Annotated in this window: 23 protein-coding genes and 1 pseudogene; 9 read left to right on the plus strand and 15 right to left on the minus strand. The window is 54.4% G+C overall.

Translation table 11 applies throughout. The features are described 5' to 3' along the window. Window positions 1-3: 3 nt before the first annotated feature. The 6 genes from RMR21_RS19805 to RMR21_RS19830 form a co-directional block, all read right to left on the minus strand. Entirely contained in the window at window positions 4-1,041 is a 1,038-nt protein-coding gene (locus RMR21_RS19805) for an ABC transporter permease (protein ID WP_498671121.1), read from the minus strand. A 120-nt stretch (window positions 1,042-1,161) separates the two neighbouring features. Continuing rightward, window positions 1,162-2,859, minus strand: a complete 1,698-nt coding sequence (locus tag RMR21_RS19810) for an ABC transporter substrate-binding protein (RefSeq protein ID WP_498671122.1) — start codon at window positions 2,857-2,859, stop codon at window positions 1,162-1,164. A gap of 59 nt (window positions 2,860-2,918) precedes the next feature. After that, window positions 2,919-3,812, minus strand: a complete 894-nt coding sequence (locus RMR21_RS19815; RefSeq protein ID WP_498671123.1) for a proline iminopeptidase-family hydrolase — start codon at window positions 3,810-3,812, stop codon at window positions 2,919-2,921. 17 nt (window positions 3,813-3,829) lie between these two features. Beyond that, window positions 3,830-4,414 (minus strand): ANTAR domain-containing response regulator, encoded by a 585-nt coding sequence (locus RMR21_RS19820; protein ID WP_498671124.1) that lies wholly within the window; start codon window positions 4,412-4,414, stop codon window positions 3,830-3,832. After that, complete coding sequence (locus RMR21_RS19825; RefSeq protein WP_498671125.1) at window positions 4,411-5,562, minus strand: transporter substrate-binding protein; 1,152 nt, start codon at window positions 5,560-5,562, stop codon at window positions 4,411-4,413. The genes RMR21_RS19820 and RMR21_RS19825 overlap by 4 nt, the downstream gene beginning before the upstream one ends. Window positions 5,563-5,820: 258 nt before the next feature. Continuing rightward, window positions 5,821-7,470 carry a diguanylate cyclase gene (locus RMR21_RS19830; RefSeq protein ID WP_498671126.1) on the minus strand — a complete coding sequence of 550 codons (1,650 nt, stop codon included), beginning with the start codon at window positions 7,468-7,470 and terminating at the stop codon, window positions 5,821-5,823. 464 nt (window positions 7,471-7,934) lie between these two features. On the opposite strand from RMR21_RS19830, the gene RMR21_RS19835 reads away from it, so the two are divergent. Beyond that, window positions 7,935-8,399 carry a heme-degrading domain-containing protein gene (locus tag RMR21_RS19835; RefSeq protein WP_498671127.1) on the plus strand — a complete coding sequence of 155 codons (465 nt, stop codon included), beginning with the start codon at window positions 7,935-7,937 and terminating at the stop codon, window positions 8,397-8,399. Window positions 8,400-8,406: 7 nt separating this feature from the next. On the opposite strand, the gene RMR21_RS19840 is transcribed toward RMR21_RS19835, so the two are convergent. Next, entirely contained in the window at window positions 8,407-9,078 is a 672-nt protein-coding gene (locus tag RMR21_RS19840; protein ID WP_498671128.1) for a CHASE3 domain-containing protein, read from the minus strand. Window positions 9,079-9,230: 152 nt separating this feature from the next. Here RMR21_RS19840 and RMR21_RS19845 point away from each other — a divergent pair, with 152 nt between their 5' ends. From RMR21_RS19845 to RMR21_RS19855, 3 genes are all read left to right on the plus strand, one after another. Further along, window positions 9,231-9,488: a hypothetical protein gene (locus tag RMR21_RS19845; RefSeq protein WP_498671129.1), complete on the plus strand. Its 258-nt coding sequence runs from the start codon at window positions 9,231-9,233 to the stop codon at window positions 9,486-9,488. Between the two features lie 141 nt (window positions 9,489-9,629). After that, window positions 9,630-9,926, plus strand: coding sequence for a hypothetical protein (locus tag RMR21_RS19850; RefSeq protein WP_498671130.1), 297 nt, complete (start codon window positions 9,630-9,632; stop codon window positions 9,924-9,926). 33 nt (window positions 9,927-9,959) lie between these two features. Further along, entirely contained in the window at window positions 9,960-11,165 is a 1,206-nt protein-coding gene (locus tag RMR21_RS19855) for a low temperature requirement protein A (RefSeq protein WP_498671131.1), read from the plus strand. Window positions 11,166-11,352: 187 nt separating this feature from the next. Here RMR21_RS19855 and RMR21_RS19860 read toward each other — a convergent pair. Then, window positions 11,353-11,525, minus strand: a pseudogene (locus RMR21_RS19860) (DapH/DapD/GlmU-related protein); the annotation flags it as partial. Window positions 11,526-12,377: 852 nt separating this feature from the next. Here RMR21_RS19860 and RMR21_RS19865 point away from each other — a divergent pair. Next, entirely contained in the window at window positions 12,378-14,135 is a 1,758-nt protein-coding gene (locus tag RMR21_RS19865) for an FAD-dependent oxidoreductase (RefSeq protein ID WP_498671132.1), read from the plus strand. 432 nt (window positions 14,136-14,567) lie between these two features. On the opposite strand, the gene RMR21_RS19870 is transcribed toward RMR21_RS19865, so the two are convergent. Next, window positions 14,568-16,391: a methyl-accepting chemotaxis protein gene (locus RMR21_RS19870; RefSeq protein ID WP_498671133.1), complete on the minus strand. Its 1,824-nt coding sequence runs from the start codon at window positions 16,389-16,391 to the stop codon at window positions 14,568-14,570. 565 nt (window positions 16,392-16,956) lie between these two features. Here RMR21_RS19870 and RMR21_RS19875 point away from each other — a divergent pair. After that, window positions 16,957-17,589, plus strand: coding sequence for a hypothetical protein (locus RMR21_RS19875; protein ID WP_498671134.1), 633 nt, complete (start codon window positions 16,957-16,959; stop codon window positions 17,587-17,589). Between the two features lie 82 nt (window positions 17,590-17,671). Here the strand turns inward: RMR21_RS19875 and RMR21_RS19880 are convergent, their stop codons facing one another. The 5 genes from RMR21_RS19880 to RMR21_RS19900 form a co-directional block, all read right to left on the minus strand. Continuing rightward, window positions 17,672-18,202 carry a type 1 glutamine amidotransferase domain-containing protein gene (locus RMR21_RS19880; protein WP_498671135.1) on the minus strand — a complete coding sequence of 177 codons (531 nt, stop codon included), beginning with the start codon at window positions 18,200-18,202 and terminating at the stop codon, window positions 17,672-17,674. A gap of 63 nt (window positions 18,203-18,265) precedes the next feature. Beyond that, complete coding sequence (locus RMR21_RS19885; RefSeq protein WP_498671136.1) at window positions 18,266-18,751, minus strand: class I SAM-dependent methyltransferase; 486 nt, start codon at window positions 18,749-18,751, stop codon at window positions 18,266-18,268. Window positions 18,752-18,936: 185 nt separating this feature from the next. Beyond that, window positions 18,937-19,401, minus strand: a complete 465-nt coding sequence (locus RMR21_RS19890; protein WP_498671137.1) for a nuclear transport factor 2 family protein — start codon at window positions 19,399-19,401, stop codon at window positions 18,937-18,939. Window positions 19,402-19,713: 312 nt separating this feature from the next. Continuing rightward, window positions 19,714-20,010 carry a YciI family protein gene (locus RMR21_RS19895; RefSeq protein WP_498671138.1) on the minus strand — a complete coding sequence of 99 codons (297 nt, stop codon included), beginning with the start codon at window positions 20,008-20,010 and terminating at the stop codon, window positions 19,714-19,716. Window positions 20,011-20,110: 100 nt separating this feature from the next. Next, on the minus strand, window positions 20,111-20,917 hold the full coding sequence (locus RMR21_RS19900; RefSeq protein WP_498671139.1) for an SDR family NAD(P)-dependent oxidoreductase: 807 nt from the start codon (window positions 20,915-20,917) through the stop codon (window positions 20,111-20,113). A 221-nt stretch (window positions 20,918-21,138) separates the two neighbouring features. On the opposite strand from RMR21_RS19900, the gene RMR21_RS19905 reads away from it, so the two are divergent. Continuing rightward, window positions 21,139-22,191, plus strand: a complete 1,053-nt coding sequence (locus tag RMR21_RS19905) for an AraC family transcriptional regulator (RefSeq protein ID WP_498671140.1) — start codon at window positions 21,139-21,141, stop codon at window positions 22,189-22,191. A 67-nt stretch (window positions 22,192-22,258) separates the two neighbouring features. Here the strand turns inward: RMR21_RS19905 and RMR21_RS19910 are convergent, their stop codons facing one another. Continuing rightward, a complete protein-coding gene (locus tag RMR21_RS19910; protein ID WP_498671141.1) occupies window positions 22,259-23,020 on the minus strand; it encodes an SDR family NAD(P)-dependent oxidoreductase in 762 nt (253 codons plus the stop codon). A gap of 262 nt (window positions 23,021-23,282) precedes the next feature. Here RMR21_RS19910 and RMR21_RS19915 point away from each other — a divergent pair, with 262 nt between their 5' ends. Both RMR21_RS19915 and RMR21_RS19920 read left to right on the plus strand, forming a co-directional pair. Next, window positions 23,283-24,440 (plus strand): transporter substrate-binding domain-containing protein, encoded by a 1,158-nt coding sequence (locus RMR21_RS19915; RefSeq protein ID WP_498671142.1) that lies wholly within the window; start codon window positions 23,283-23,285, stop codon window positions 24,438-24,440. Beyond that, window positions 24,437-25,090: an ANTAR domain-containing response regulator gene (locus RMR21_RS19920; protein WP_498671143.1), complete on the plus strand. Its 654-nt coding sequence runs from the start codon at window positions 24,437-24,439 to the stop codon at window positions 25,088-25,090. The genes RMR21_RS19915 and RMR21_RS19920 overlap by 4 nt, the downstream gene beginning before the upstream one ends. Window positions 25,091-25,151 lie beyond the last annotated feature (61 nt).

A 25,151-nucleotide genomic window follows, 5' to 3' on the forward strand; every position in this document is an offset into this window, starting at 1 on the left:
TCCTCATGCCAGTTTCGTTCTTGGATCGAGCGCATCGCGAATGCTGTCGCCAAGCACGTTGAGCGACAGCACGGTGAGAGCGATGGCGATACCTGGAGACAAGGCGACTGCCGGCCTTGTGTAGAGCAGCGTCTGGCCGTCCTGAATAATGGTTCCCCAGCTTGCATCCGGTGCCTGTACCCCGATCGAGAGGAATGAGAGCGAGCTTTCCGTGATGATATTCAGCGCCATCATGAGCGGCACAAAGACGATCAGCATTGTCGAGACGTTGGGTAGGATGTCGTTGAGAAGAATGCGCCACGCCGGAATGCCAAGGCCGGTTGCTGCCAGAACGAACTCGCTTTTCTTCAGTGCCATCACGCGTCCACGCACGGGTCGCGCAACGTAAGGCACATAGATGATGCCGATGATGAAAATCGGCAGAGCCAGGCTATCCCCTGTGATCTCGATAGGACCGAGGACGATGCCTTGGGACAGAAGCACGATAGAAAGCGATATGGCGAGCAGATAGACGGGGAATGCCCAGAGAATATCCAGGATGCGCGACAGGATCTGGTCGGTCCACCCGCCGAAAAAGCCCGCTGAAATGCCGATAAGAGCGGCAAGCGCCAGACAGATCGCGGTGGAGGCCGTTGCGATCAGCAACGAATTGCGCCCGCCATAAAGAAGTCGCGCTGCAACATCGCGCCCTTGAGTGTCTGCACCCAGAAAATATTGCGCGCCCCAGGTCGGGCCGATTGGCGTCACGCCAAGCCCGAGGCCTTCTGTCGACGCCTGCATCACCTTCGTTCGCTGGCCGTCGATGGTGATGCGAGCCGAAAGATTGGAGCGAAACGGATCACTACCCGCCACATAGGCAGCGTAAAGCGGCGCGGAGAGACTCGACAGGATGATCAGCACCAGAACAAAGGCGGCTATAACGGTTGGTTTGTCACGTTTCAGCAGATGCCAGGCACGTTTCCAGGGTCCCGCACCCATATGTTTTACCACAGGTTCGGGCAATCCGGCGTTGGAGACGGCCATTTCGGAAGAGGTGGTCATAACGTTTCCTGCTGCGCATCTCGGTCTAGCGGAAGGAGGCGACGGCGAAGCTTTGCCGCGCCGTCTTCCATCTTTGAAGCATTGTCTTTTTGACTGGTCGAAATACCAGCTAGATGCGGGTTACTTGACCCATGCCTGAGACGTGATCCAACGGTTCTGCTTGTTGAACAGATAGTTGCCTAGCCGCGCCGAGGTGAAGTTGACGCTTTTCGGCGTGATGAGCGGGGCCATGGGCGCTTGCTCCATGAAAGCCTGATCGACCTTAGCCCAGATCGCGTTGGCGGCGTTCTGATCCGTGAGGGCGGTGGTCATCGCCATCTTCATCTGGGCGTCCAGATCCTTATTGCAGTATCCAGCGATGTTGATGGACGAATCGCTGCCCTTGTTGATGGAGCCGCAAGAAAGCAGCACGTTCAGGAAGTTCGATGCCGCAGGGTAGTCCTGATACCATTGCGATACGCTGATCTGGACGTTGTTGTTGGTGTTCTGGATGTAAGTAAACTGGATGTTGGGCGAAATCGCCTTCATCGACGCATCATAACCGAGCTCAGTTAGAACGCTGGCGATATAGGTGCCGATACCGCGCGACGCTGCGTTATCCTCTGCAATCACCGTGATCTTCTGGCCCTTGGTACCGGACTCGTCCACCAGCGCCTGAGCTTTTTCCATATCGGGCTCGCCCCAGGTCGGACCAGGCTCCTTGGTGTAGATGCAATTGTCGACATGACCCGGGAAGTCCGGCGGCAGAATTTGGCACACCGGCTGGCCAAGCGCCTCACCGCCGAAGAGGCCGACGACCGCATCGCGGTCGACCGCATAGTTCAGCGCCTGACGCACCTTCACATTGTCGAAGGGAGCAAGGTTGGTGTTCATCGGTGCGTACCAGAATGCCGCGAGCGGATCGATATGAATCTGGCTGGCGTATTTCGTGCCGATTTCGGGCAGTCGGTCGGCGGGTGGCGTGTCAAACAGCCAGTCGATCTGGCCGTTGATGATGGCGTTGATCGCCGCTTCCTCGGTCAAGCCGAACTTGTAGATGACCTCGTCGGCATAGCCGTCAGGCTGCGCGTCGACACTCCATTCCTTGAAATTCGGATTGCGTTTCAGCACCATTTCGGAATTCGGATCGTAGCTTGTAATCATGTAGGCCCCCGTTCCTGGGATCGGTGTCGTGCCCGCGTCGGCCGTTGGCGTATCGGCAGGCAGGATCGAGGCATGGGGTACGGCAAGCTTTGAGAAGATTTCGGCGTCGGGTGCGATGAGATTGAGCGTCACCGTGCCAGCCGCATCATCTCCGGTAACGCCGCCTTCAAGCGTGCATGTCGCAGAATCCGCGATGCATTTATCAGCCCCGACAATGCCGTTGTAGAAGCTGCCAGTTGTCGGGCCTTTAACCTTGAAGATGCGCTGAAAAGAGGCAACGACATCGGATGGCATGACTTCGCGACCATTGGAAAACTTGATACCCTTCCGGATTTTGAAGACATAGGTCTTCCCGTCATTGGTCGGCTCCGGAATGGCTTCCGCAAGCGCCGGAACGATATCGAAGCCCCCGGTGCCCGCGACCTGCTTGAACTTGACAAGGCCGTCGTATGTCATCTGGAAAAGCTGCCAGAACTGAGCGGTATAGTTGATCATCGGATCGACGGTACCGGCTGCGGAAACCGCAGCCATCGTGATGGTGCCGCCACGATGTTCTTTCATCAGGGCTGCCCGGTCTTCGGCTTGCGCCACGCCGGATAGAGCGGTCTGGGCAAGAAGGCAGGCTACAATCAGCGCGCCCGTGTGCCGGGATAGATGTTTCAGGAGAATGCTCATGCTTCGTTTCCCTCTGTTTTCTCTTGGTTCAGGCTTTTTTTGTTCGATTTTATCGGTTTTTAGGTTGCCGTTTCATCAAGGAAGGCCTCGACAACGGCCATGCATGCGTCGCGTTCTTCCACATGCGGCATGTGACTGGATTGTTCGAAAATCGTCCATCGTACATTCGGAATCTCGTCCGCATAGGGCTGTACGCAGGCTTCCGTTGCCTCGTCGAAGCGTCCGGAAATCAGGAGGGTCGGCACGTCAATGGTTGCGAGCCTGCCGACGATTGACCAGTTCTTCATGGTGCCGATGACATGGAATTCATTGGGGCCATTCATCGTGTGGTACACGGTGGGGTCTGCGCCAATGGCGTCAAACGTGCGTTGCACTTCCGGCGGCATGGGCACGACGCGGCACACGTGACGCTGATTGAACACATCAGTCGCCGCCATGTATTCAGCACTGTCCGTTGTCCCGGCCTCTTCGTGACGCAGGAGGGTTTGCTGAACGTCCTGCGGAAGCTCCCGGCGGAGGCGGTTGGCTTCGGAAATCCAGGTGGACATCGCAGCCGGCGAATTCGCAATGATGAGCGCCTTCAGGCCAACGGGCTGATCGACGGCAAATTCCGCTCCCAGCATACCGCCCCATGACTGTCCAAGCAGGCAATACGCATTGCGGATGCCGAGGTGGTCGATGAGGTTGTGCAGTTCCGCCTTGAAGAACGCGACAGTCCAGAAGTCACCACCCTTTTCGGGCAGGTGGGTCGATTGACCGTTGCCAACCTGATCGTAGTGGATAACAGCCCGGCCAGTCGCTGCTATGTCCTTGAAGCTATCGACGTAATCATGGGTGCAGCCCGGCCCTCCATGCGCGACGATCAGCGGCGGCTTGGATGAGGAAAGGTCGCCCGTAATCCGGTACCATGTCTGGTACTCGCCATAAGGCGCAAATCCTTCAGTGATCTCCATGGGCCTTGCTCCTGTTTTTACGTACCCTTCCGGGTATGCTTGTCGTTGCGACAGATTGCTTCCGCGGCATCTTCGATGGTCATGCCCCAGTCCATAGCCACCGAGCGCAAACGCTTCCACGCCGCCGCTTCGCCGCCGCCCTCGTTCTGAAGCAAATGGAGAATGGCCCGCACGACGATGGGTCGCTGGCGCAGCCTGTCTTCTAGCGCTCGAATATCATCGGCCTGCGCCTTCACCTTCGCGTAGGCATCGGCTGCGATCAAAAGCGCACTATATGCTCCGGTGGAGCAGATCGGCTTCAGCAGGTGGGCGTTCGAACCCTGATCCAACGCCCACTCGATCCGGCCTGGCGCTTCTGAGCCAATCAGGGCAATCATCGGCATGGGTGCGTATCCTCGCGGCCATGGAAATTGACCGTCATGGCCCATATCCGCGTCGAAGAAAACAACGTCCGCCTCTGCCTCGTTCAGATGCGGCCAGCATTGCGTGACACGGATATGCAGGAGTTCGAGCTGACGCCGGAGCGCATCGACTGATGGATGATCGCGGTGCAGGATAACGGCATGCCATTGGGCAAGAAGGGGTCTGTCCCGGCGCGTCATTTGATCACCTTCAGTATTGGTGAATGAGACACTGACGCGGGCTTTTGCAAGGAGCGCACGAGATAAGGATCGGCAGGGATCGCCTCATCGGCACTTTGGAGAAGGGTGAAGCCACCCTCTTCGTCCGACACCCCCAGGTGCGGTTTCAGCGCAGCGTGATGGGTCCGCGGATCAATCCCGACAGATCCCACCGGGGTGTCGAACAGTCGGGCGGTCGCGACTTTGCGAACAGCTTCCGGCGCGTCCGTCCCGGCGTCGGCAATGGACCGGGCGAGGATCGACATCGCCATGTAAGCCGACATGAAGGGCGTGGTGATGCATCGTCTGGCGCCATGACGGGTTGTCATGCGTGTCTTGAACGCGCGATTTTCCGGCGTATCGAGCCGGTCGAAATAGATCGATGTCGAGATGTGGCCATGCCGCGCGTCATGGCTCAGGCCATCCAAGTCGGTCTCCGACATGTTGCAGGCAACGATGGGTGGTGCATCCTGCTGGTGTTTGCGAAATGCGCCATAAGCTTCGATGAAAGCCGTTGCGGACTGGCCCACCAGGTTGCTCAAAATGAAATCGGGCTTCTTGTCTCGGATTTCGCTGATGAGGTGATCGACCTCGGTTGAGCCGAGCGGAACGTAGCGGTCAGAAACGACCTGCCCGCCGGACGCCTCTGCTATTTCACGGGCGATGCGACTGATCTCCCAGCCCCAGATATAGTTCGAGCCGACAATGAAGGGTCGGCGACCGTGACGTGGCAGCACGTAATCGAACAGGGGCAGCAGATGCTGGTTTGGACAGGCGCCGAGATAGACGGCGCTATCGCTCGCCTCATAGCCTTCATAGGGAAAGGCGTACCACAAAAGCGCACCGTGGCGCTCCGCGATCGGTAGCACATCCTTGCGGCTCCAGGACGTGATGGTGCCGATGATGTGGCGACAGCCACCATCGCGGATGGCAGAGCGGGCCAGGGCTGCATATCCTTCCGCCCTGCCACCGGGATCATCGATCTTGGCAGCGATATCGAAACCATGGGCATAATCGGCATTGATCTCGGCAACAGCCGCCATTGCTCCGTCAACAGCCTCACGACCCAAGGCGGCGTAGGGACCCGTGGTGGAATAAAGGATGGAGACGGGCACACGATCACGCATCATTTCCCAGGCTGCTCCTTTGTATCATCACGCCGTTCGATGTTCATCCTGTTCTATCCAATTCCGGTTGCGCGATCGGTGAAGCAGGCGCCTAGAACAAAAAAAGCCCCGAACCGCTTGAAGCAGTATTCGGGGCTCAATTGCCATCGGCGTGTGACGCCATGTGTTAATGTCAGGCTATGATAAGCACTGATTTCAGTCAATCGTATTTTTTGCTCAATTTTTGCTCAATTGCAAGTCGGGACTTATCGATAGACTGCTTTACGGGAGACATACGACTCTGTTTCGTCCAGACTGTTTTGCGCAATAAAGGTGGTGATCGGCACTTTCCAGAACCACGTCCGCATTTGGTGCGTCATTGGAAACGGCCACGCCGATGCTCACGGTCACGGTCAGTTCCGCCGATATTCTCGACCAGTCGTATCTTGCGATTGTGAGGCGCATCCGTTCGCAGGCCCTTTTGGCTCGTGCCATTGTCGCACCCGGCATCATGATGATGAATTCTTCACCGCCAAAGCGGACCGCGAGGTCGCCCTCCTGGACCGAGTTTTTGATCAGTGAGCCGATTTGTGCGAGAACCCGATCACCCGTGATGTGTGAGAAGGTATCGTTTATTTTCTTGAAGTGATCGACGTCCAGCATCGCCAGCGCATATTGGCTGCGCGATAAGTCGATATCACTCAAGATAGCTTCCAGACGCCGACGGTTGGCAAGTCCTGTCAGCGGGTCCGTGTTCGCCGCCTCAGTCAGGAGGGTGGTCTGCTGCTGAAGGGCTGCTAGCGACCGCGCCAGTTGCGCTGAGCTTTCGGCTTCTGTGTCCAGCGATGTCTTCAGCTTTTTGGTTTCATAGCGGATTTCAACCAAGCGGGCATTTTGCTGGGTTCTTTCCGCTGTGAACTGCTGATGCAGAGAATGGTACCGTTTGTAAAAATGCAATGCGGGTTCAAAGGCCCGCAGATGTTCATGTGCCCTGGACAGATAGAGGCAGGCATTCATCAGTGTTTCGACATTGCTGTTTTCTTTGGCGAGCGCGTGCGCCTCATTCAATGGAACCAGTGCCTCCTCGTAGCGCGTCAGCGAAATCAGCGTGCGTCCGAGAATATCCAGATAATGCCCTTTGCCTCTGTCGTCGTCGTTGCCTGGTACCGCGCGGTACTGCGCGAGATATTCTTCTGCCATAACGAATTCATCGAGGGCATTGGAATATTCCGCCAGATTTCCCAGACACAGTCTTTCCGCCCATGCGTCTTTCAGCGTCACGGCGATATCATATGCCTGACTTGTTATGTCGATTGCCGTTTTCATCGAGCTTTCGAAGGAAGTCCTGTCGTCCCTTTCCAGGGCCAGATAGGCGACCTCCGAGTGAGCGCCGCCCAGGTTGATCAACCACCAACATTCGAAGGTGACATCGCACGCGTCTCGAGCGAGTTCTACCGCACGACCGCAATAATCGAGTGCTTGCGTCGGTTGTCGCGTCATCCAGAAGATCACGCCGACGACGTTGATGGCCAGGGATCGAGACCTGAGGTTACCGCTCTGGTCGGCAATATTCAGCGCTTCCGCAGCCAATTCGATGGCACTCTCCAAATTGCCGAGTTCCAGCTGCAGCCAGGCTTTTATGCTGAGTGCCTCGGCCTCAAATGCTGGTTCTTCCAGTTGTTTCCAAAGGGTGACTGCCTTCTCCGCGAAATCCAAACCTTGCTCGGCTTTGCCAAGCTGAAAACAATACCAGGCACTTTGTTGGGAACTGCGCGCGATAAGGGATTGATCGCCGCGCTGCTCTGCGGATGCCAGAATAGACCCTGCTATCGAAAGAGCCTGGATTGAAAGTCCTGTGCATGCAAAATTCCAGGCTTCATCCAGAGCGTTTGCCGCGACATCTGCATCGAAGATTTTTTCAGCGACTGTCAAACTGGTGATCCAAATCTCGGCTCACTCTTGCGTCACAACAAAGCCGATCTTGACTATGACGTTACTTCCTAATTTTCTTAAGCGTGACATTCAAATCTGAATCGAGCGCTAATAGGTGCCGATGTTCTAAAATTCTGATGCGTTAACAGCCATTTTTTCGTTCAATTGCATAACGATTTATGACTCACTTGGAGGGCTTTTTAGGCGCCGGTCCAAGGACGATAACGACACGTTCATTTTCGGGGGGGAGGGGCTTCGTGGGCTCGCTGATGTGTGCTCTTCACGTCGAAAACAGTCACAGCGAACCGCAGACTGTTGGGATGACTGTGTGCCATTTAACCTGCTTGTGAAATACGACAACATTCTCGATTCCTGGGCACAAAAAGTTTCTAACTGTTTGACTTTTCAACTACCTGAAAGAAGGGTGAAGTGAACGACGTTGACGATTGAAGAAAGAGCAAGTCATGGCCGCACAGATACCCACATTGGACATGTTGAAGATCGAGGAGGATATGCTCCAACTGGAACGCTTCGACTATGATTTCGCCTGGGTTTTGGGTAGCCATATCAGGAAGAAAGCGGTGTTGCGGAACCTCCCCGTTGCCGTTGAAGTTCGGCACGGAGCAGATGTCGTTTTTGCGAGCCTGCTGCCTGGCGCAACGGTTGACAACTTCGGCTGGACAAGCCGCAAGTGCGCGGTCGTTCATCGCTTCCATCGCAGTTCGCTTCGTGTCCGGCTTCAAGCGGAAGCAGGAGGATATGATTTCAATGCAAAGTTCGGCCTACCCTCTGCAAATTTTGTTGCAAGCGGCGGCGGATTTCCGCTGACGTTGCGGGGAGGGACCTTGATAGGCTCGGTGGCAGTCAGTGGCCTACCCGATGTCGAGGATCACGCCTTGATCACCGCGTCCTTGAGGGAATTGCTGTAACGGCGCATCACTTCGCCTCCTGTCTTCTCGTCAGATACATCTCAACCCCCGCCCGTGTCAGGAAGGAGGCCAGTCCAAGGATGATCGCAACCAACTGGATCCGAAATTCGTCGGACTCCACCTCGGCTTGTCTGGTTTCCAAAAGGCCGCGCTCACTGACAGTGATGTCGCCGATGATGTTGCGGATGCGATCCATCGTGGCTGTTGCCATATAGGCACTCTCTTGAGCCCGTGCATCGTCAGCACTGTTCTGGTCGTGAAGCGTTATGGAGTGGCTGAGTTCTTTCAGTTTGGTATCGATAAGCCCATTGAGCGTCGTGACCCGAGCAACCTGGTTCTCGTTGTCGGATATTCTTTTCAGCAGATCGGCTTGCAGCGTGTGCAGTCTGCCCAACGCCTTGTCATAGGGATCGAGATATCGCCGGTCGCTACTGACGAGGTAGCCTCTTTGTCCCGTTTCTGCATCGTCGAGCGCGATCAGCACATCCTTTGTTGTATCAATCGCTTCGTAGGTGTGAACGACCATATCTTGGTGGTCGCTGAGAAGGGTATGGGTCCAAGTCGTGGCGACGACCCCAGCGGCGATGACAACGCCCACAGGTATGGAGCGTAACAGCGTCGGCGTCGTCAGGTATTTCTGTCGAAGCAACTCCCAAGACCACCGGCTCGTTTCACGCATGCTACCTAACCATATCAAGAATTTTGGTACGTAATCGAGATTGAACCATGGTGGTTCCTTGGCATCGACTTTTGCATCGAAAATATGTGATGACGTACACAAACAGGTCAAACACTTTATAACCCGCGATCGCGCGTACCAGAGGGTCAAACATGCCAAAGAAAGAAAAACTGGAGCACTCCGAATTTTCGGGTGAATTCGAAGACGATGGCATCACCGTGCTTGTCGACATTTTCCGTCCGGCCGGAACCAACAATGATTGGCAAATGGAGGTCGTCAGCGAGGAGGAGGATGTCACATCATGGGAAGAAGCCTTTGCGACCGACAAGGACGCCTGGGAGGAGTTTCTGGCGACATGTGAAAAGGATGGCATTCGCAGCTTTCTCGACGGAGGAGAGCCGATCCACTGATCGACGGCGCTAAGAGTTCTACCACGGTGCCTTTGCTCGCGATTTTGCGGCCATTTGGTGCGTTGCGAAACACTGTGGAACCAAATGTACGTCTTCTGTGTTGTTGCCGCACAAAAGCTCAATACTTTCAGGAGATTGTTGATGAAACGGGTTGCCGTAGGCGCCGGCGTGGGCGCCGCTCTTTGTCTTGCAACGGTCGTTATGGCTCAGGATATCGAGGTTAGCAGCCTTGATCTTCGAAAGACGAATATTGAAACTCTCAGCGCTCCCGTCAAAACTATAGGTCAAGATGGCCGCTACATTGTCGACGTCAGCGGCAAGCAAGTGAGGCTTGTCGGTCCAAGATTCTTCCCGGACAATTCCAAGGAGGTGGAATTGTTTGGCCGCGCTCAATCACTCGCGAGGGAAAATGCGCGTGCGCAACTGGCTTCGAAGTGAAGACCATAATCGCGGCGAGGGGACGGGACGCGAATGATGAAGCCAACAGCCTCTGAAACCAAAGCCAAAAACAAATCAAACCTGATCCGGCAGGAAGATGCAGACGCCGGCAAAGCCACTTTTCCGGAACTGTTTTTCGATCTCGTTTTCGTCTTTGCGCTCATCCAGCTCTCGCACACTTTGGCGAAGGATTTTGGGTCCACAGCTCTTGTGGAAGCGGCCATTATCATTCTTTCACTCTGGTGGCTGTGGGTGCAGATCACCTGGCTGACGAACATGCTGAACACGGAAGCTGGGCCCGTCAGGCTGTTCTTGTTCACGATGATGTTTGCAGGCGTGCTCCTTGCCATCGCGCTGCCCAAAGCATTTTCCGATCAGGCACTGGTGTTTGCGACGATCTATAGCATCATGCAAGTCGGCCGGTCACTTTTCGCACTTTACGTTTTCAAGGGCGTAGACCACGAAAACGCGCTCACATTCTCTCGCATGGCCATATGGCTGGCAGTCTCAAGCATGTTTTGGATCGCTGGCGGCTTGTCCTCGACGCTTGGATGGCAAATCGCTTTTTGGGGCGTTGCAATCGGCACTGAATATCTAGGCCCTCTGGTGAAATATTATGCCCCGGGATTAAAAACAGGAAAAGACGAGCGACTTCATCTCTCAGGAGAACACCTTGCCGAACGTTGCGCACTGTTCGTGATCATATGCTTGGGCGAAACCATTCTAACGACCGGTCGCACAGCCACGGAGTATATGAATTCCAGTCTTACATTCGTCGTGTTCTGCTCTGCTTTCGCAAGCACGATTCTCATGTGGTGGATCTACTTCCACCACGGGCAGGAAAAGGTGTCGGAGAAAGTGGAAGGTACTGGCGAGCCCGAAAGGATCGCTCAGAACCTATTCAACTATGGTCATCTCCCCATTGTCACGGGAATTATTTTGACGGCTGTCGGAGAAGACTTCAGTTTGTCGCACAGTCAAGATCCATCAACGTGGCGAGAGGCGCTTGCCATTGCAGGTGGACCAATTCTGTTTCTGGCAGGCAACGTCGGTGTGAAGGTGGCATCCTCCTACATCAGGCCCGTCTCTCATTTTGTCGGCATCGGCGTTCTGGTCATATTGTTGCTCTTGCAAGGTATGCCCCTTTACGCGTTACAGATCGGCTGTGCGAGTGTTCTTGGGCTTGTGGCGGTATGGGAATATGTGGCGCTCAGAAACAACGCGACAAATTCTGCGTAGCCTTTGTACAAAACTGGAGCCTTAAAGAGAGAGCCCGGCTGCAATTTTGGACTTCACCATATGGGTCACGGCGCCTGATGTCCGCCCTTCACACGCCGAAGATACCGCTGCTAAAGCGCTCAGATTTACCACAAATCCACGTAGGATCTGGCTATCAGCGTCTTCACGGCTCCCAAGCGATTTCATCTCTGACGATTTTCGCAGGATTGCCGGCGACAACGGAGCGGGGCGGAACATCTTTCGTCACGACGGCTCCAGCTGCAATCACAGCGCCGTCACCGATGGTCACGCCTTTAAGGATATCATGGCACGCATCCCTATCCATACATGATTGCCTATTCTGATGGGCGCCTTGTTGGGGCGACCGACGAGGGTGTGACCATCCCAATCGCGAATGATCGCTTGATCTGCGATGAAGACCTCCTCGCCAATCGTGATTTCGCAGCCGCAGGATATCCAGCTTTGGCGATTGCAAAATCCATCTCCCAGCGTCAACTTTGCACCGCTTTGAATGCCAATCGTACTGCCGCTATAGGCATGAAACTGTCCCGTGAGATGCAGTTCACCCCGCTCTTTTATAACAAGCTGGGCAGGCTCGGGAACAAGACCCTTCCATGCTTGACCGAGGGAAAGATTGCCAGTGCCGGTGACACTCCCGTCGATTTGCGCCTGCCCTTTTTGCATCAGCACGATTGATTTGTTTGCTCTCAATCTCGCTATTCTAAGTCTTATGTTGCCTATCATGAAATTGCGCGCCTTACGGTTCTGGCAGACTTACTGAGGCTGCTTGATGAGAGAGTTGATTATTTTTACCGCTCTGTAACCCCCGCTTCAAGTTTTATTTAGTTTATATTTTAAAGTTTTCACTAATTTATAATATAGATGAATATAAATATCGTATATTACAGTCAAATCGCATTTTTCGAAATCTCTGATTGCAATATAGCGGCTTTCAGCACAATCAATACGGACATTAATTTTTAGAATACTGCTTTAGCACAAGGATAAATTTTTTTGCACTGCAAAATTTTACGTATTTACTGCGGTGCGAAATCAAGTAATTTCCCAACGGTTAGATCGAGTTTCAGTCGTGAGCTGTCGGATCAGCGCGCGCCTGAACAGCTCGGGGTTAATACCGGAGAATAGACATGAAGCGCTGTTTCGGTGTCCGGCTTGTCCGGTCTGGCGCTCCTTTAAGGAATAGGCGACAAAATGCTCTCTCATATCAACCGACGGCACTTTATTGCCGGTAGCGCCCTGCTGTTTGCCCCGAAGCTGGCATTTGCCTCGGAGCAGCGTGCCGATATCGTGATCTATGGAATGACCAGCGGCGCGGTAACGGCGGCAATCCAGGCTCGGACCATGGGTCTTTCGCCCGTGATCGTTGGAGGGTGGCGAGACAAGCACATAGGCGGCATGATGTCTGGCGGGCTGGGCGGCACCGATATCAGTTCAGGCAATGCCTATGGCGGTCTGAGCCGTCACGTTATCAGTCTCATCAATGCTGCTGGCAAGCAGTCCGACGATCAGTTTCATTTCGAGCCACGGTTCGCTGAAAGCGTCTTCAATGATCTGGTGAAAACCTACGACATTCCCGTTATCCCCACTTTAGGCCTTCGGCGAGTAAAAAAATTCGGCTCGCGACTGGAATCGCTGGAGACCATCGACGGGCAGGTTTTTCGCGGTCGTGTGTTCATCGATGCGAGCTATGAGGGCGACCTGATTGCTGCGGCTGGGGTCAGCACAATCGTTGGGCGGGAAGCGCGCAATGGCGACAACGTGCTGAACGGTTACCGAGGTACTGATCACGCAGCGCTGGGAACCAACCATAATTTCTACAGCTGGCGACATCTGGAAAAAATCATTGGCCCGGTTTCCGTGGATCCTTACGTCGTTTCCGGCAACCCGGGAAGCGGTATCCTCCCGTGTATTCGCTCCTATCCGCAACCCGAAAATGGTGCAGCGGATCGTGCCGTGCAGGCCTATAACTTCCGCATGACGATGACGAAAGACGTATCGCGCAGGGTGGATCTATCCGCAACCGCACCTGAAGGTTTCGACCCGGCACGCTACGAACTCCTGTATCGCTGGATCGACGTGCTCAACCGTGGCGGCCTGTTGGACAATCCAGCGGAGGCGGTAAAGCTCTTCCTGCTGCACAACGATCTGGGCAATGGCATCTACGACATTAACAATTTCGGCCCCGTCTCTACCGATCTCGTTGGCGCATCATGGGGGTACCCACAAGCCGACTATGCCGCGCGTGAAAAACTTTGGAAGGCGCACGAAAAATGGATACGCGGACTTTTCTACGCGCTTCAGCACCATCCGGATGCGCGTATGCCGGTCGATATGCGCGATGCCTTCAGGCAGTATGGACTGGACGAAGCGCATTACAAAGATCCGCACGAGAATGATGAGCGTCACTGGCCCTATCAGCTCTACGTGCGCGAGGCTCGGCGCATGGTCTCTGATTATCAGCTGAGCGGCCGTGAAGTCGCTGCCAACGATGACATGGATCCGCTTGATCCACGCACGATTGGCACGGGATCCTACAATCGCGACAGTCACCATACCCAGCGCATTCTTCGCGCCGACTCCAATATTCTCGGCGTCTCCAAAGTGTCGGTCTGGAATGAGGGCAACTTCGAAGCCCCTTCTGGAGGGGCCGACCTTATGTTCCCTATCCCTTACGGTGCGATCACACCGCGTCGTGCTGAATGCACCAACCTGCTCTCCATATTTGCTATCAGCGCAACGCACGAAGCATTCGGCGCGACACGAATGGAAATGTCGCTGATGCAGCTTGGCCAATCAGCTGCTGCCGCCGCCGGACTGGCGGTGAAAAGCGAGGCCGATATACAGGAAATCCCCTCTGATGAGCTTGTATCAGCTTTGTTTGTCCCCACCGGAGCACCACCGCCCGTTTTGCCGGAAAGAGCCCACCCAAAGGCACTGGCCCAAAATTGAGCTGAAGACAGTTGAAAGTCAGCGATGGCGTAGATGGGTGACGGCTGAATGGATTGCCGTCGCAGATGTATATCTTAAGTGTACTATGCCAGAGGGATAGTGAGGTCACCGATCACGATCTATATCAATATTGAAGCTGTCCCATGTCAGCGGCCTGCCATAAATTTCGACGCTTAGCGGGGTGTCGACCGCCGGAGACGACATTCCCTCAACAGGTGGGTTCTCGTTGATGTCGATGGTCTACAGACCGCGTCTTCAGTCCAGCCGATTGTACTTGTGCGTTAAGATGAGGACCTGTTCTAACAATTGCCGTCGTTGCTTGAAGCGGTGACGGGCCATCAGAGGCCTCCAAATCGAGGCCTCAGTGGATCAAACATGGGAAGGTCCTATTGCAACCCCTGCGCTAAATGCCAGTTATCCAGCTGACGCACTTCAAGCTACGCGCTGAGCAGCCGACGGAGTGTTCCGAAACCCAGTTGTCTTGCCGGATTCTGTGAGCTGGAACTGCATGACGGATTGGCGCAGCCTGCCGCTCTCACTCGCGAGTGTAACACCTGCGGCGCTCATCTCCTCGACCATAGCCGCGTTCTGTTGCGTCACCTGATCCATCTGATTAACCGCTGTATTAACTTCACTCAGCCCAAGCGATTGCTCTTTCGCTGAGGATGCAATTGAGCGCATGTGCTCGTTTATGACGGCAACATAGCTCTCGATCGTCTTCAAGGCGGTTCCAGTTTCACTCACAAGTTTTACGCCATCCTGTACCTCAATAGAGGAGTTCCGGATCAAATCCTTGATTTCCTGAGCGGCCTTCGCCGAACGTTGGGCCAATTCCCGCACTTCCTGTGCGACAACTGCGAACCCCTTTCCAGCTTCACCAGCTCTGGCGGCCTCTACGCCCGCGTTAAGCGCGAGAAGATTGGTCTGAAATGCGATCTCGTCAATCACGCCGATGATGTTGGAGATCTGACCGGAAGACTGCTCAATCCGTTGCATCGCATCAACGGCATTGCTGACAACACGTCCAGAGTCTGTCGCACTTTCGTTCGCCTGAAGGGCAATCCGGCGTGCTTCATCGGCACGTTTTGAGGAGTTGGAAACATTGACGGTAATCTGGTCAAGCGCCGCCGCAGTTTCTTCAAGTGACGCCGCTTGCCGTTCTGTCCGTTTAGAGAGATTTTCGGCGCTGGAGCTGACTTCACGGCTGCCATTATCCAGGCCACCCGTGGCTTCGGAGACCGCGCGCAGGGTGTCAGCCAGTTGCGAGACAGCGGTGTTGAAGTCGTTTCGCAACATTTCAAAATCAGGAGCGAAAGGCTTCAATAGCTGGAAGGTTAGATTTCCGCCCGCAAGGTGGCGTAATCCTTCGCCAAGTCCGGACGTCGCCTGTGCCATCTCTTCGGAGCGAATGCGATCTTGTTCAGCACTTTGTATGCGTTGCCGTTCTGAGATGTCTCGCTGAGATTGGGCCTCTCGTTCCAAGCGGAGGTTGGCGACGGCGTTCGAACGGAAAATCTCCACAGTGTTTGCCATTGCGCCGATTTCGTCCTTACGACCTATGGCCGGCACGGTGATCTCCGTATTACCGTTCGCAAGTTGAACCATCGCCGACGTCATGGAAACGACGGGTTTGCCTATCGCTTTTGATAGAAGGATGCCCATGGAGAGCGCGACCAGCGCAGCAGTTGCTCCCCCAATAGCTAGGGCTGCGATTGCCGTATTGAACGTTGATGCCAAGGCCTCTGCTCGTTTCGCAGAAGCCTCCTGCTTGCTAGTCGTCAATTTACCGATGACGTCGCGTATCTTCGTCAGGCGTGCTGTTTTGGCGATGTTCTCGCGTGTTTCCTCAAGGCGGTTACCGGCTTGAACGGCAGCAGTGGTCGCCACCATTTCACCATTGAAGTTGTCGATCGCCGTTTGCAAAGGTCCTATTACACCAGTGGCCTCTTCCGGCTCCAACTGTTTTGCAAGTTGCATCATCAAAGGTGGAATTGACGCAGTCTGTTTGTTCATGCGCTCGATGAATTCACTGTTCGTGCTCGCTACATATCCGCGCATCGCGTTCTGATTTTCAACGAGGCTGGCAAGAATGGCATCTGCGGTTTTAAGGACGTCTTGCGTCTCGCGATTTTGGGCTGTGGCCTTTTCAATATGGGCTAGCGAAGAATACACAATTCCGCAGAGAACAAGCACAACAGCGAATATCGAAGCAAAAGCTACCAGTAGTTTCCGAGAAATATTCCAATTCGCAAGCATGTTTGCCTCTTTGAATAAAGGTCAGAATGACCATGGTGTTTTATGGTCTGCAGCCAATTCATTTCACTGGAGACATTGGAACCGCAGCGTTTCCTGAGACCTCTGAGAATAATCTACAGCTGCTCGCGAATCTGGAAACAAAATAGCCTGCAGAGCGTTGTATTTACCTATATTCGACATCTATTTATTTATAATTAATTTAAAAGTATTTGATGATATTTCGTGCTTATTTTATAATAAATTTACCAAATAGTAATTTTATGTTCAACTAAAAAGTAAATTTATCAAATCAATACTGGATATACGCGTATAGATTGATTGAATTGCATCATTCGACATCACTCTTTCACGTGAATTCTTGGCCACAAGCTTGTGCCTGGATCAAAAATTGCTTGATCAGGTGAGAAAAAAAGATCGACCGAATGTCCTTCAGCACAGACAAGTTTGTCAGCTGCAGTATCCTGTTCAATGCCCACGCCAAGTGCATCGGTATGTTGTTCAATGTCGATGATTAACGCTTCGCAGGATCGTTGATTTGAACGAACTGAAACACCATTTGTGACTCATGCCGAAGCGTGAAAAAAATGTCATCGAACTGATCAGGACATGGACCCTGCCAGCCAATGTCACCATGGGTTCGGCCGTGCGCGCGAAAGGCATTCTCCAAGAAATACAAGCAAGACTGCCGATCGTGTCGAAAAAATCGATTTCACTTGAAGGCGTCGATCTCACGCTGACGATCGCCGCAAGCGAAAAGACCGTCTTCAATGCCGCTGCCGCGATTGTTGCAAAGGTGGTGGCGGAGGCAGGGGCGCTGCCCGTCATCCCGCGCGAAATCGAAGATATCCTGGCCATCAAGACAAGCGAGCGGCATCGGTGGCTTGCCGACAATCGTCTGCCAAGTGCAGGGACGAGAACCGTGAGACTGAACGGGCGGGCGCGTCGGATCACATTCCATGTCTTTGACCCCAAGGTGGTGGAAGATATTCTGGATCGGAATGCCGTCGATCAATGGCGGGAGGAAGACGCTGAGGCGAAAGCTGAAAAGAGGCAGCTGGCTGCTTATCAGGCTAAACTCAGGCGCTCACTCGAGAAGAAGTCTTCCATGCGACGTAAAAAGACGGGCGACAGCGCCGCAGATGAGGCTTCAAAGCTTCGAGGTTGGGAGCAGTTTGATGTGGATGGACTGCTTCGTTAGCGCATTGCGCCAGCGACCGGGAAAGATGCTTACTCCCCATCCCGGTCGTTCAAATCCCAAGATCGTTAGCGCTTCAAGCCAATCAAGCCGGATTGGTCAGCATTGCGATCAGAACTTTGGCAGTTTCTTCCGAAGATCCGGGGTTCTGTCCGGTGATCAGCAACCCGTCCTGAACTGTATAGGACTGCCAGTCGTCAATCTTCGAATAAAGCGCACCCTTCTGTTTCAGCATATCTTCGACCAGGAAGGGTACGATGTTGGTAAGTTGCACCGCATCCTCTTCAGAGTTGGTAAATCCTGTCACCTTCTTGCCTTGCACGAGTGGCTTGCCGTCTGCGTCCACGACATGGCGCAGAACGCCAGGTGCGTGACAAACAAAGGCCACAGGTTTTCCGGCTGCGTACATTTTTTCGATGAGTGCGATAGACACCTTGTCCCCTGCTAGATCCCACAGAGGTCCGTGACCGCCGGGATAGAACACCGCATCAAAGTCGGCGATGTTTACATTGGACAAAACAACAGTGCTCGCCAAGACGTTTTTGGCATCCGCGTCGGCCTGAAACCGACGCGTTTGATCCGTTTGTGAGTCGGCCTCATCGCTCTTCGTGTCCAAGGCAAATGGTTCCGATCAATGCCGTAGATGCACCCTCACATCATGTCGTGTCGAAAACGAGATTCAGCGGATCGCTTGGCGCTTGGTGATCCGGTAAACGCTCGCTGGCGGGAAATTTGCGAAGGTCGTATTGATGCGTGTCGCTTTCAACCCGAGCCGATCCAGCAAGCGGCGAGGAACGGGGCAACGAAGCCCATAAGTGAACTGGTACATCGCCCCGTCAAAACGAAGCTGCCTGAATGCTCCTCGCAAGATCGCAGCAACCTTTCGCGGCGACATCGACAGAAGCGGCAATCCACTGACAACAGCGCCAGCTTTCGACGTTCCGAAGACATCTATATTCAGCAATGCTGCCGCGTCCATTTTGAGAAGCTTCGCTTGCGGGACCTGTTGGCGAAGCCTGCCGATGAACTCAACGCCGCTTTCAACCATCACGATATTTTCCTCGGCGACGCCACGTGCCTTCAGTGCGCGTGTGAAGACCCCGGTTCCCGGACCAAGCTCGAGAACATGTCCGGTCGATGCGGATATCTCTTGTGTGATTGCCAAAGCAAGGCGGCTGCCTTAGGGAATGATAGACGCTACACGCAACGGGCTCGCAAGCCAGGCAAGGAAACAATCGAGACCGTCGCTGCGCTGGCGATGTCCGGTTCCCGACCCGTCTTGTGCAACTCCTCCACCACTATCAATCTTTTTTATTGCCCCACAGATCATAAGCCCTGCTTCTCTGGATGTCATTGACTACCGACCGCGTTGTTGCTGTCACTGTTTCGCTGCTGGGCCGACGCCGCCATGCGTTGCGCCACTTCCTTGCAGAGCTTTGCGACAACATCCACCGGACGCAGCATGACGATAAGGTCCACCATTTTGCCCTCGGGGTTGAACTGAACGATATCGATACCGAAGACAGGACTATCGCCAACGCGTGCGCTGAACTCGAGAACATGACCCTCGGGTCCATGAAAGCGTCTGTGGTACTGAAAATCCTCAAAAATACTGAAGACAAGTTGCAGGATGCCGACGAGTGCCTGCTTGCCGCGATAAGGCTCCAATTGCGCCGGATTATGGTAGGTGACATCATCTGTCAGGAGGGCGGGCAGCTTGTCCCAATCTCTATGCGTGACAATGCTATGCCATTCTTCCAGACCGGCCTCGTCGTTGTTCTTCACGATGCTAGGGCGTTCGGTGTCATTCGTCATAGGCATGGCTCCGACTAGAATTGAATGTGCAACGGGGGCGATGATACGTCCGGTGGTCATGCACTGGTGACGACACCCCGCTTGCGATTGACGAATTTCTTCATGCTGACATCATCTATTTCGCGGCCATAGCCCGAGCACTTGATGTCGCCAAAGGCCCCTGAATTGAGAAATGATCTCGTCCCTGTAGCCGGTGCGGATGCTGTTGGAGGCACTGGCTACAGGGCGGTTGTCATTGTTTTGTTCTGATGTTTTGGTGGGTAGCGCCTCTGGTGTCCCGTTCACATCGATGCGCAGGGATGGTCAGTAAACCTAGTCGCGTGCCTTCAAATGCAGCATCGAATAGTGCTCGTAATGGCCGGCGCCATTGGCGACCACTGGATCGTGCGATGTGATCGCCTCTATGTCCTGATCATCTTCGATCCGATAAAGGGACACGCCGTAGCCCCCAGCCGGATCCATAACCGGACCATGTGCTACGACCACTCCTTGGTTGAGCAATTCGTCCAGATATGCGCCATGCTGGCCCATCCAGGTCTTTTCATCATCGCTCATCGTCGCCAGAAAATCAGCACGCGGCGGAATGTACTTGCACAGATAGTATTTCATGGAAATGTCTCCGCTGTAGGGTTTCTTGGGATTGGAAAGATTGACGCATGGCCAATGTCGGCATGGCCAAACGCTTGAAAAGATTTGGCTGAGACCGACCTCAAGCAGCTTTCGTAAAACTCTTGAGGATCGAACCCTCGAACATTTTGGGCGCATAACTCTGTAGAAACAGAAACATGCCAACCATCTTGCCGACCGGGTTGCTGAACTTCGGGTCTTTTGCACTGATCAGATCGTTGATCTTGGCGACAACCGCATCGGGGGCTTCAGCCTCATCGATACCTTTCTGTGTCGCCAGATTGGCCTTGCGCCGGTAGCTGTCATAATCGGATATCGAGCCTGCCGTCGCTTTGATCGCATTACTTGCTAGGTTCGTCTTGAACCACACCGGTTCCACCATGCTGACGGTGATATTGAACGGATTGAGCTCGAACCGAAGCGATTTGAAATAACCTTCAACGGCATGCTTCGATGCTGCATAGAAAGACAAATTAGGTGGCCCGATCAGGGCAACGATCGAGCTGACGGTGATGATCTTTCCAAACCGTTGCTTGCGGAAATGCGGCAGGATCGCATTTGTAACCTTCACGGTACCCCAGAAGTTGGTTTCGAACTGCTTGCGCGCCAAATCCATCGGCGTCTCCTCGGCAAGACCGGTCAGCATGTAGCCTGCATTGTTCACCAACACGTCGAGCCGCTTTACATGTTGGAAGAGTTCGGAGGGAAACGCCTCAATCGAGGTGTCGTCATCAATGTCGAGATGCAGCAATTTGAACGGAACTTTGCCTGCATATTTTTCAGGCTCACGGCTGGTTCCAATGACATTGAACCCTTGTGCGTGAAGTTTGTTGGCGAGCATCAGTCCGAAGCCCGATGAGGCACCGGTTATCAGAACGGTTTCGGTCATGGCATTACTCCAGTCGCATGGCAGCGGTTGATATTTGTGGAAGGACTATGAGACAAAGCAACAGCCTTTTCACTCGCGAAACATGCCAAAGAAAATACGGATAACGCCAATCTCACGGATTGGAAGCCGTAATACGATGGTCAGCACAACATGATCGATCGAGATACAGATTGGCGTCATCCGCGATTGTGCTGGCATGATCTGCTGAGTAGAATTGTCCAATGGACACAGTAGATATCGGGACCGTTGGCCGCTCAGGTTCAACATTGGCATATACGGTGTGGCCGGGTTGGCGTCTGCTGATGCAGGACGCTGGACTGGCAGCGGCTCCCATTCTGCGCCGCGCGGAGTTGCCAGGCGACCTTTTCGCGCGCGAACAGGTGCGCCTCGATTCCGGAGATTTTTTCAAGCTCTGGGTGGCCATCGAGGACGAGGCGCAGTCTCTCGACGCGTCCCTACCTACCCCCTTGCAAATAGCAAAGGTGATGACGACAGACTGGTTCGATCCCGAGCTGTTTGCTGCCCTGCGCAGCGCAAATCTTGGCGATGCGATCGACCGTATCGCGAAATATGTGCGGCTAATCGCGCCGATGAAGATCAATGTCGAGCGAACATCGACGCAGGCGACTGTCAGCATCGATTTTCTTGACGAGACAACGTCGCCACCTCCAGTGTTCGTGGCTTTCAAGCTGGTTTTCTTCATCCAGCTTGGCCGTCTTGCAACGCGCTCCACCATCAAGCCGATGAAGGTCGCATGGCCCTCTGTCAGTCACCTGTCCAATACGGATGCCAACATCTACGAAACGTTCTTCGGGATCCACATTTCCGAAGCACCGATCGCATCGATCGTCTTTAGAGCCGAAGACTTCAATCGGCCGTTTCTCACTGAAAACCACAAGCTTTGGGCGTTTTTCGAGCCTTCTCTTCGCCAAAGGCTCGCAGATCTGGACCGAACCGCCAGCATGATCGAGCGTGTTAGAAGTGCGCTTCTGGAAGCGCTGCCAGCAGGTGATGTATCCATGCAATCGGTGAGCAAAAGGCTGGGCGTTGGAACACGAACCTTGCAGCGTCGGCTGCAGCAGGAGGGTACCTCGTTTCAACTGACTTTGGACGCCGTACGCGCCTCGCTTTCGGAGCACTATTTGCGCAAGACGATGATGTCCAGCGCAGAGATAGCGCTTCTTTTGGGGTTTGAGGATGCAAACTCCTTTATTCGCGCCTTTCGAGGATGGACAGGCAACACCCCGCAGGCTGTTCGACGTCGTAAGGCTTAGGATTTGCTGTCGACCAGATAGACGTTTTTCACGATCGCTCAGTTGCACCCGTCATTGACTGAGACAATCAAAGCTGCACGCCGCGGGTCAGCGCACCGTCAACCACCAGGTTGGTCCCATAGATGAAGCTTGCGGCGGGGCTTGCGAGAAAAACGACTGCGTTTGCAATCTCCTGCGGAGTTGCCATTCGTCCGGTTGGATTCAAAGCAAGCGATGCCGAAAACAGCTCTGGATTGTTTTTCTCGATGCTCTCCCAAACGCCACCGGGGAAATAGGTATTGCCCGGAGACACGGTATTGGCTCGGATGTTTTTTGGTGCAAGCGCGTATGCCAGGCCCTGGGTGTAATGTGTCAACGCCGCCTTGAATGCACCATACGGACCGGCGGCAAAATCAATCTCCCTGCCGGACACAGACGCGATCGTAACGATCGATGCAAACTTGCTTTTTTCCAGATGCGGCATAGCCGCATTGACAAGCCGGACCGTCCCCATCATGTCGACGTCGAACCCCTGTTGCCAACTCGCCTCGTCATTGCCGACCGCCAGTGCACTGACATTGGCGACGACGATGTCGATGCCGCCAAATTCGGTCGCGGCCTCGTCCACCCAGGCCGACAGGGCGGCACCATTCGCGACATCGACTGCTCTACCCAAAGTAGAGATAGCGGGATTGGCCAGGGCCGCAGCAACCGCCGTTGCCTCCTGTGCATTCCGGCTACAAATTGCGACGTTTACACCTTCCGCCGCAAGCGTTTCGGCAATCTTCAAGCCGATGCCGCGCGTCCCACCTGTCACCACAGCCCGCAGGCCATTCAATCCTAAATCCATTGTCATCTCCATGTCGAGGTCGCCGTCGTAGCGCCTGTACGCGCATAGGATCCAACCCGCCGGGACAGAGCGTCAAGGGCAAATAGCGCATCGAAAAAAGTTGAAATCGGTGACTTGACAATTGGGAAACAAAAGGTCAGCTTAATTTCGAGGCTGCGAGCAAGGATGCTCAAATAAGCGCCATTATTGTCATTTTTTTCGTTCGGGCAACGTCGCCGCCAGTAGCTTTTGCTATCAGGTTTCAACTTTTGGCTGCCTCGACATGATCAACGCATTTCCAGTTGGAATATTGTTCTCCGTAACCGGCTCGTACGGGACCGTCGCCAGATCCATGCGAAACGGCGCGATGCTCGCCTGCGACCAGATCAACGCGGATAGCGGGTTTGGCGTCACACTCCTGCCCGTGGCTTGCGATCCGGGCGGTGACGCCCTGGCCTATGCGCCAGCCGCCGAGGCGATGATCGCCAACGGGGTGAAGCATGTGGTGGGTTGCTATACGTCGTCCAGCCGCAAGGAAGTCATTCCCGTTTTTGAAAAACGCGACGCGCTGTTGTGGTACCCCACCCACTATGAGGGGTTTGAAAGTTCGGCCAACGTCATCTACACTGGCGCATCCCCCAATCATCATATGCTGCCGCTTGTCGATTATGCCACGCGTCACATCGGTCGCAGGATTTTCTGCGTCGGCTCCAATTACATCTGGGCGTGGGAAAGCAATCGCGTCCTGCGCGAGGAACTTGCCTTACGGCATGGGTCGATTGTTGGCGAACGTTACCTTGCCGTTGGCGAAACGGATGTCGATTTCCTTGTCCAATCCATCCTGGACGCCGATCCCGATATGGTCTTTAATTCTCTCATTGGTGAATCCGCGTACGCGTTCTTCCGCGCCTTTCGGGTCGCGTGTGAAGCACGTGGCATTGATCAGGCAAAACGCTATCCGGTCGCAAGCTGCAACCTGTCGGAGCCGGAACTTGACCGGATCGGTCCAGGCGCGATCGATGGACACTTGAGCTCCAGCGTCTATTTCGCCTCGATTGACACGGCCAGAAATCGTCAGTTCGTCAGTGATTACTGTGCCGCATTCCCGGAAGAGAAGGCTCCGTCAGCCGAAGCTGAGGCCGCCTATGTGGCGATGTTCCTGCTTGCCCAGTCTCTGCGCGATGCCGGCACCGATGGTATGCGTGCCGTCAAGACCTGTGCTGCCAGCCAGCATTTGAGCGCTCCGCAGGGCAAAGTGAGGATCGACCCCGATACGTTCCATACATATCTAACCCCGAGAATCGGGCTGTCGCGCCACGATGGTCATTTCGACGTCCTGTTCGATGCGGCTAGCCCCGTTGCGCCGGACCCTTATCTGATCAATTCCACCGCCATTCGCGAAGCGCCGTCCCGTCGTCCAGCGTTAAGGATCGTGTCATGAGGTCGAACCGTTACGTCCAGAATTTTCGGCAACGTCGCGCACTCGTCCTCAGCAACGACATGCGGGCCGTCGATACCATTACTGCCATGGTGACACGGCTTGGCATGTCTCTAGAGCAGCTTTCGTCGAGCAACGACGAATTCCGTCTTGTCCTCGAAACAGCCGAGACGCAGCGTGACGTGTTATTCCTCGATGGCGACCTGAACCTTTTTCCCGATACGACCCATGGCGGCGCTGAGGAGCTCAGGCACATTCCCGTCGTCGGCCTGGTCGGCATCGAAGCGCCAAGCCGACTTCGCACATTGATGCAGCTCGGCGCCACCGCGTTTCTTTCAAAGCCCGTTCACAGCGGCTCTATTTTTTCCGCTCTTTATCTTGCGATCAACACGTTCGAGCAGAAGGCTGGCCTGCGCTCATCGATCCAGGATCTCGAAAACCGTCGCCGCGATCGACGCCATGTCATCAAGGCGGTGACAATGGTCATGAAATCCCATTCCCTCGACGATGAGGGAGCGTTCGCCATGCTGCGCAGGGACAGCATGCGCGCACGTCTCAGTCTGGAAGCCTACTGTGAAAGCGTCGTTCAAAGATGCACGACGAAAACCATTGACGACACGGAACCTGACAAGAAGCAGGCCGTCGCCGAGTAGCCAACCCACCTCTATGGAGAACAGAATGATGAAGACGCTTAACGGCGCCGTGACGGCGCTT

Origin of the sequence: Agrobacterium sp. rho-8.1, assembly GCF_033957725.1 — a bacterium.
Taxonomy (GTDB): domain Bacteria; phylum Pseudomonadota; class Alphaproteobacteria; order Rhizobiales; family Rhizobiaceae; genus Agrobacterium.

What these genes read in the sequence shown, in the direction of transcription:
- RMR21_RS19850 (WP_498671130.1), top strand. Translation starts at nt 9,630, where the DNA reads ATGAAACGGGTTGCCGTAGGCGCCGGCGTGGGCGCCGCTCTTTGTCTT.
- RMR21_RS19840 (WP_498671128.1), bottom strand. Translation starts at nt 9,078, where the DNA reads ATGCGTGAAACGAGCCGGTGGTCTTGGGAGTTGCTTCGACAGAAATAC.
- RMR21_RS19875 (WP_498671134.1), top strand. Translation starts at nt 16,957, where the DNA reads ATGCCGAAGCGTGAAAAAAATGTCATCGAACTGATCAGGACATGGACC.
- RMR21_RS19890 (WP_498671137.1), bottom strand. Translation starts at nt 19,401, where the DNA reads ATGACGAATGACACCGAACGCCCTAGCATCGTGAAGAACAACGACGAG.
- RMR21_RS19865 (WP_498671132.1), top strand. Translation starts at nt 12,378, where the DNA reads ATGCTCTCTCATATCAACCGACGGCACTTTATTGCCGGTAGCGCCCTG.
- RMR21_RS19805 (WP_498671121.1), bottom strand. Translation starts at nt 1,041, where the DNA reads ATGACCACCTCTTCCGAAATGGCCGTCTCCAACGCCGGATTGCCCGAA.
- RMR21_RS19920 (WP_498671143.1), top strand. Translation starts at nt 24,437, where the DNA reads ATGAGGTCGAACCGTTACGTCCAGAATTTTCGGCAACGTCGCGCACTC.
- RMR21_RS19910 (WP_498671141.1), bottom strand. Translation starts at nt 23,020, where the DNA reads ATGGATTTAGGATTGAATGGCCTGCGGGCTGTGGTGACAGGTGGGACG.
- RMR21_RS19905 (WP_498671140.1), top strand. Translation starts at nt 21,139, where the DNA reads ATGGACACAGTAGATATCGGGACCGTTGGCCGCTCAGGTTCAACATTG.
- RMR21_RS19845 (WP_498671129.1), top strand. Translation starts at nt 9,231, where the DNA reads ATGCCAAAGAAAGAAAAACTGGAGCACTCCGAATTTTCGGGTGAATTC.
- RMR21_RS19895 (WP_498671138.1), bottom strand. Translation starts at nt 20,010, where the DNA reads ATGAAATACTATCTGTGCAAGTACATTCCGCCGCGTGCTGATTTTCTG.
- RMR21_RS19820 (WP_498671124.1), bottom strand. Translation starts at nt 4,414, where the DNA reads ATGACGCGCCGGGACAGACCCCTTCTTGCCCAATGGCATGCCGTTATC.
- RMR21_RS19915 (WP_498671142.1), top strand. Translation starts at nt 23,283, where the DNA reads ATGATCAACGCATTTCCAGTTGGAATATTGTTCTCCGTAACCGGCTCG.
- RMR21_RS19825 (WP_498671125.1), bottom strand. Translation starts at nt 5,562, where the DNA reads ATGATGCGTGATCGTGTGCCCGTCTCCATCCTTTATTCCACCACGGGT.
- RMR21_RS19900 (WP_498671139.1), bottom strand. Translation starts at nt 20,917, where the DNA reads ATGACCGAAACCGTTCTGATAACCGGTGCCTCATCGGGCTTCGGACTG.
- RMR21_RS19870 (WP_498671133.1), bottom strand. Translation starts at nt 16,391, where the DNA reads ATGCTTGCGAATTGGAATATTTCTCGGAAACTACTGGTAGCTTTTGCT.
- RMR21_RS19835 (WP_498671127.1), top strand. Translation starts at nt 7,935, where the DNA reads ATGGCCGCACAGATACCCACATTGGACATGTTGAAGATCGAGGAGGAT.
- RMR21_RS19815 (WP_498671123.1), bottom strand. Translation starts at nt 3,812, where the DNA reads ATGGAGATCACTGAAGGATTTGCGCCTTATGGCGAGTACCAGACATGG.
- RMR21_RS19855 (WP_498671131.1), top strand. Translation starts at nt 9,960, where the DNA reads ATGATGAAGCCAACAGCCTCTGAAACCAAAGCCAAAAACAAATCAAAC.
- RMR21_RS19810 (WP_498671122.1), bottom strand. Translation starts at nt 2,859, where the DNA reads ATGAGCATTCTCCTGAAACATCTATCCCGGCACACGGGCGCGCTGATT.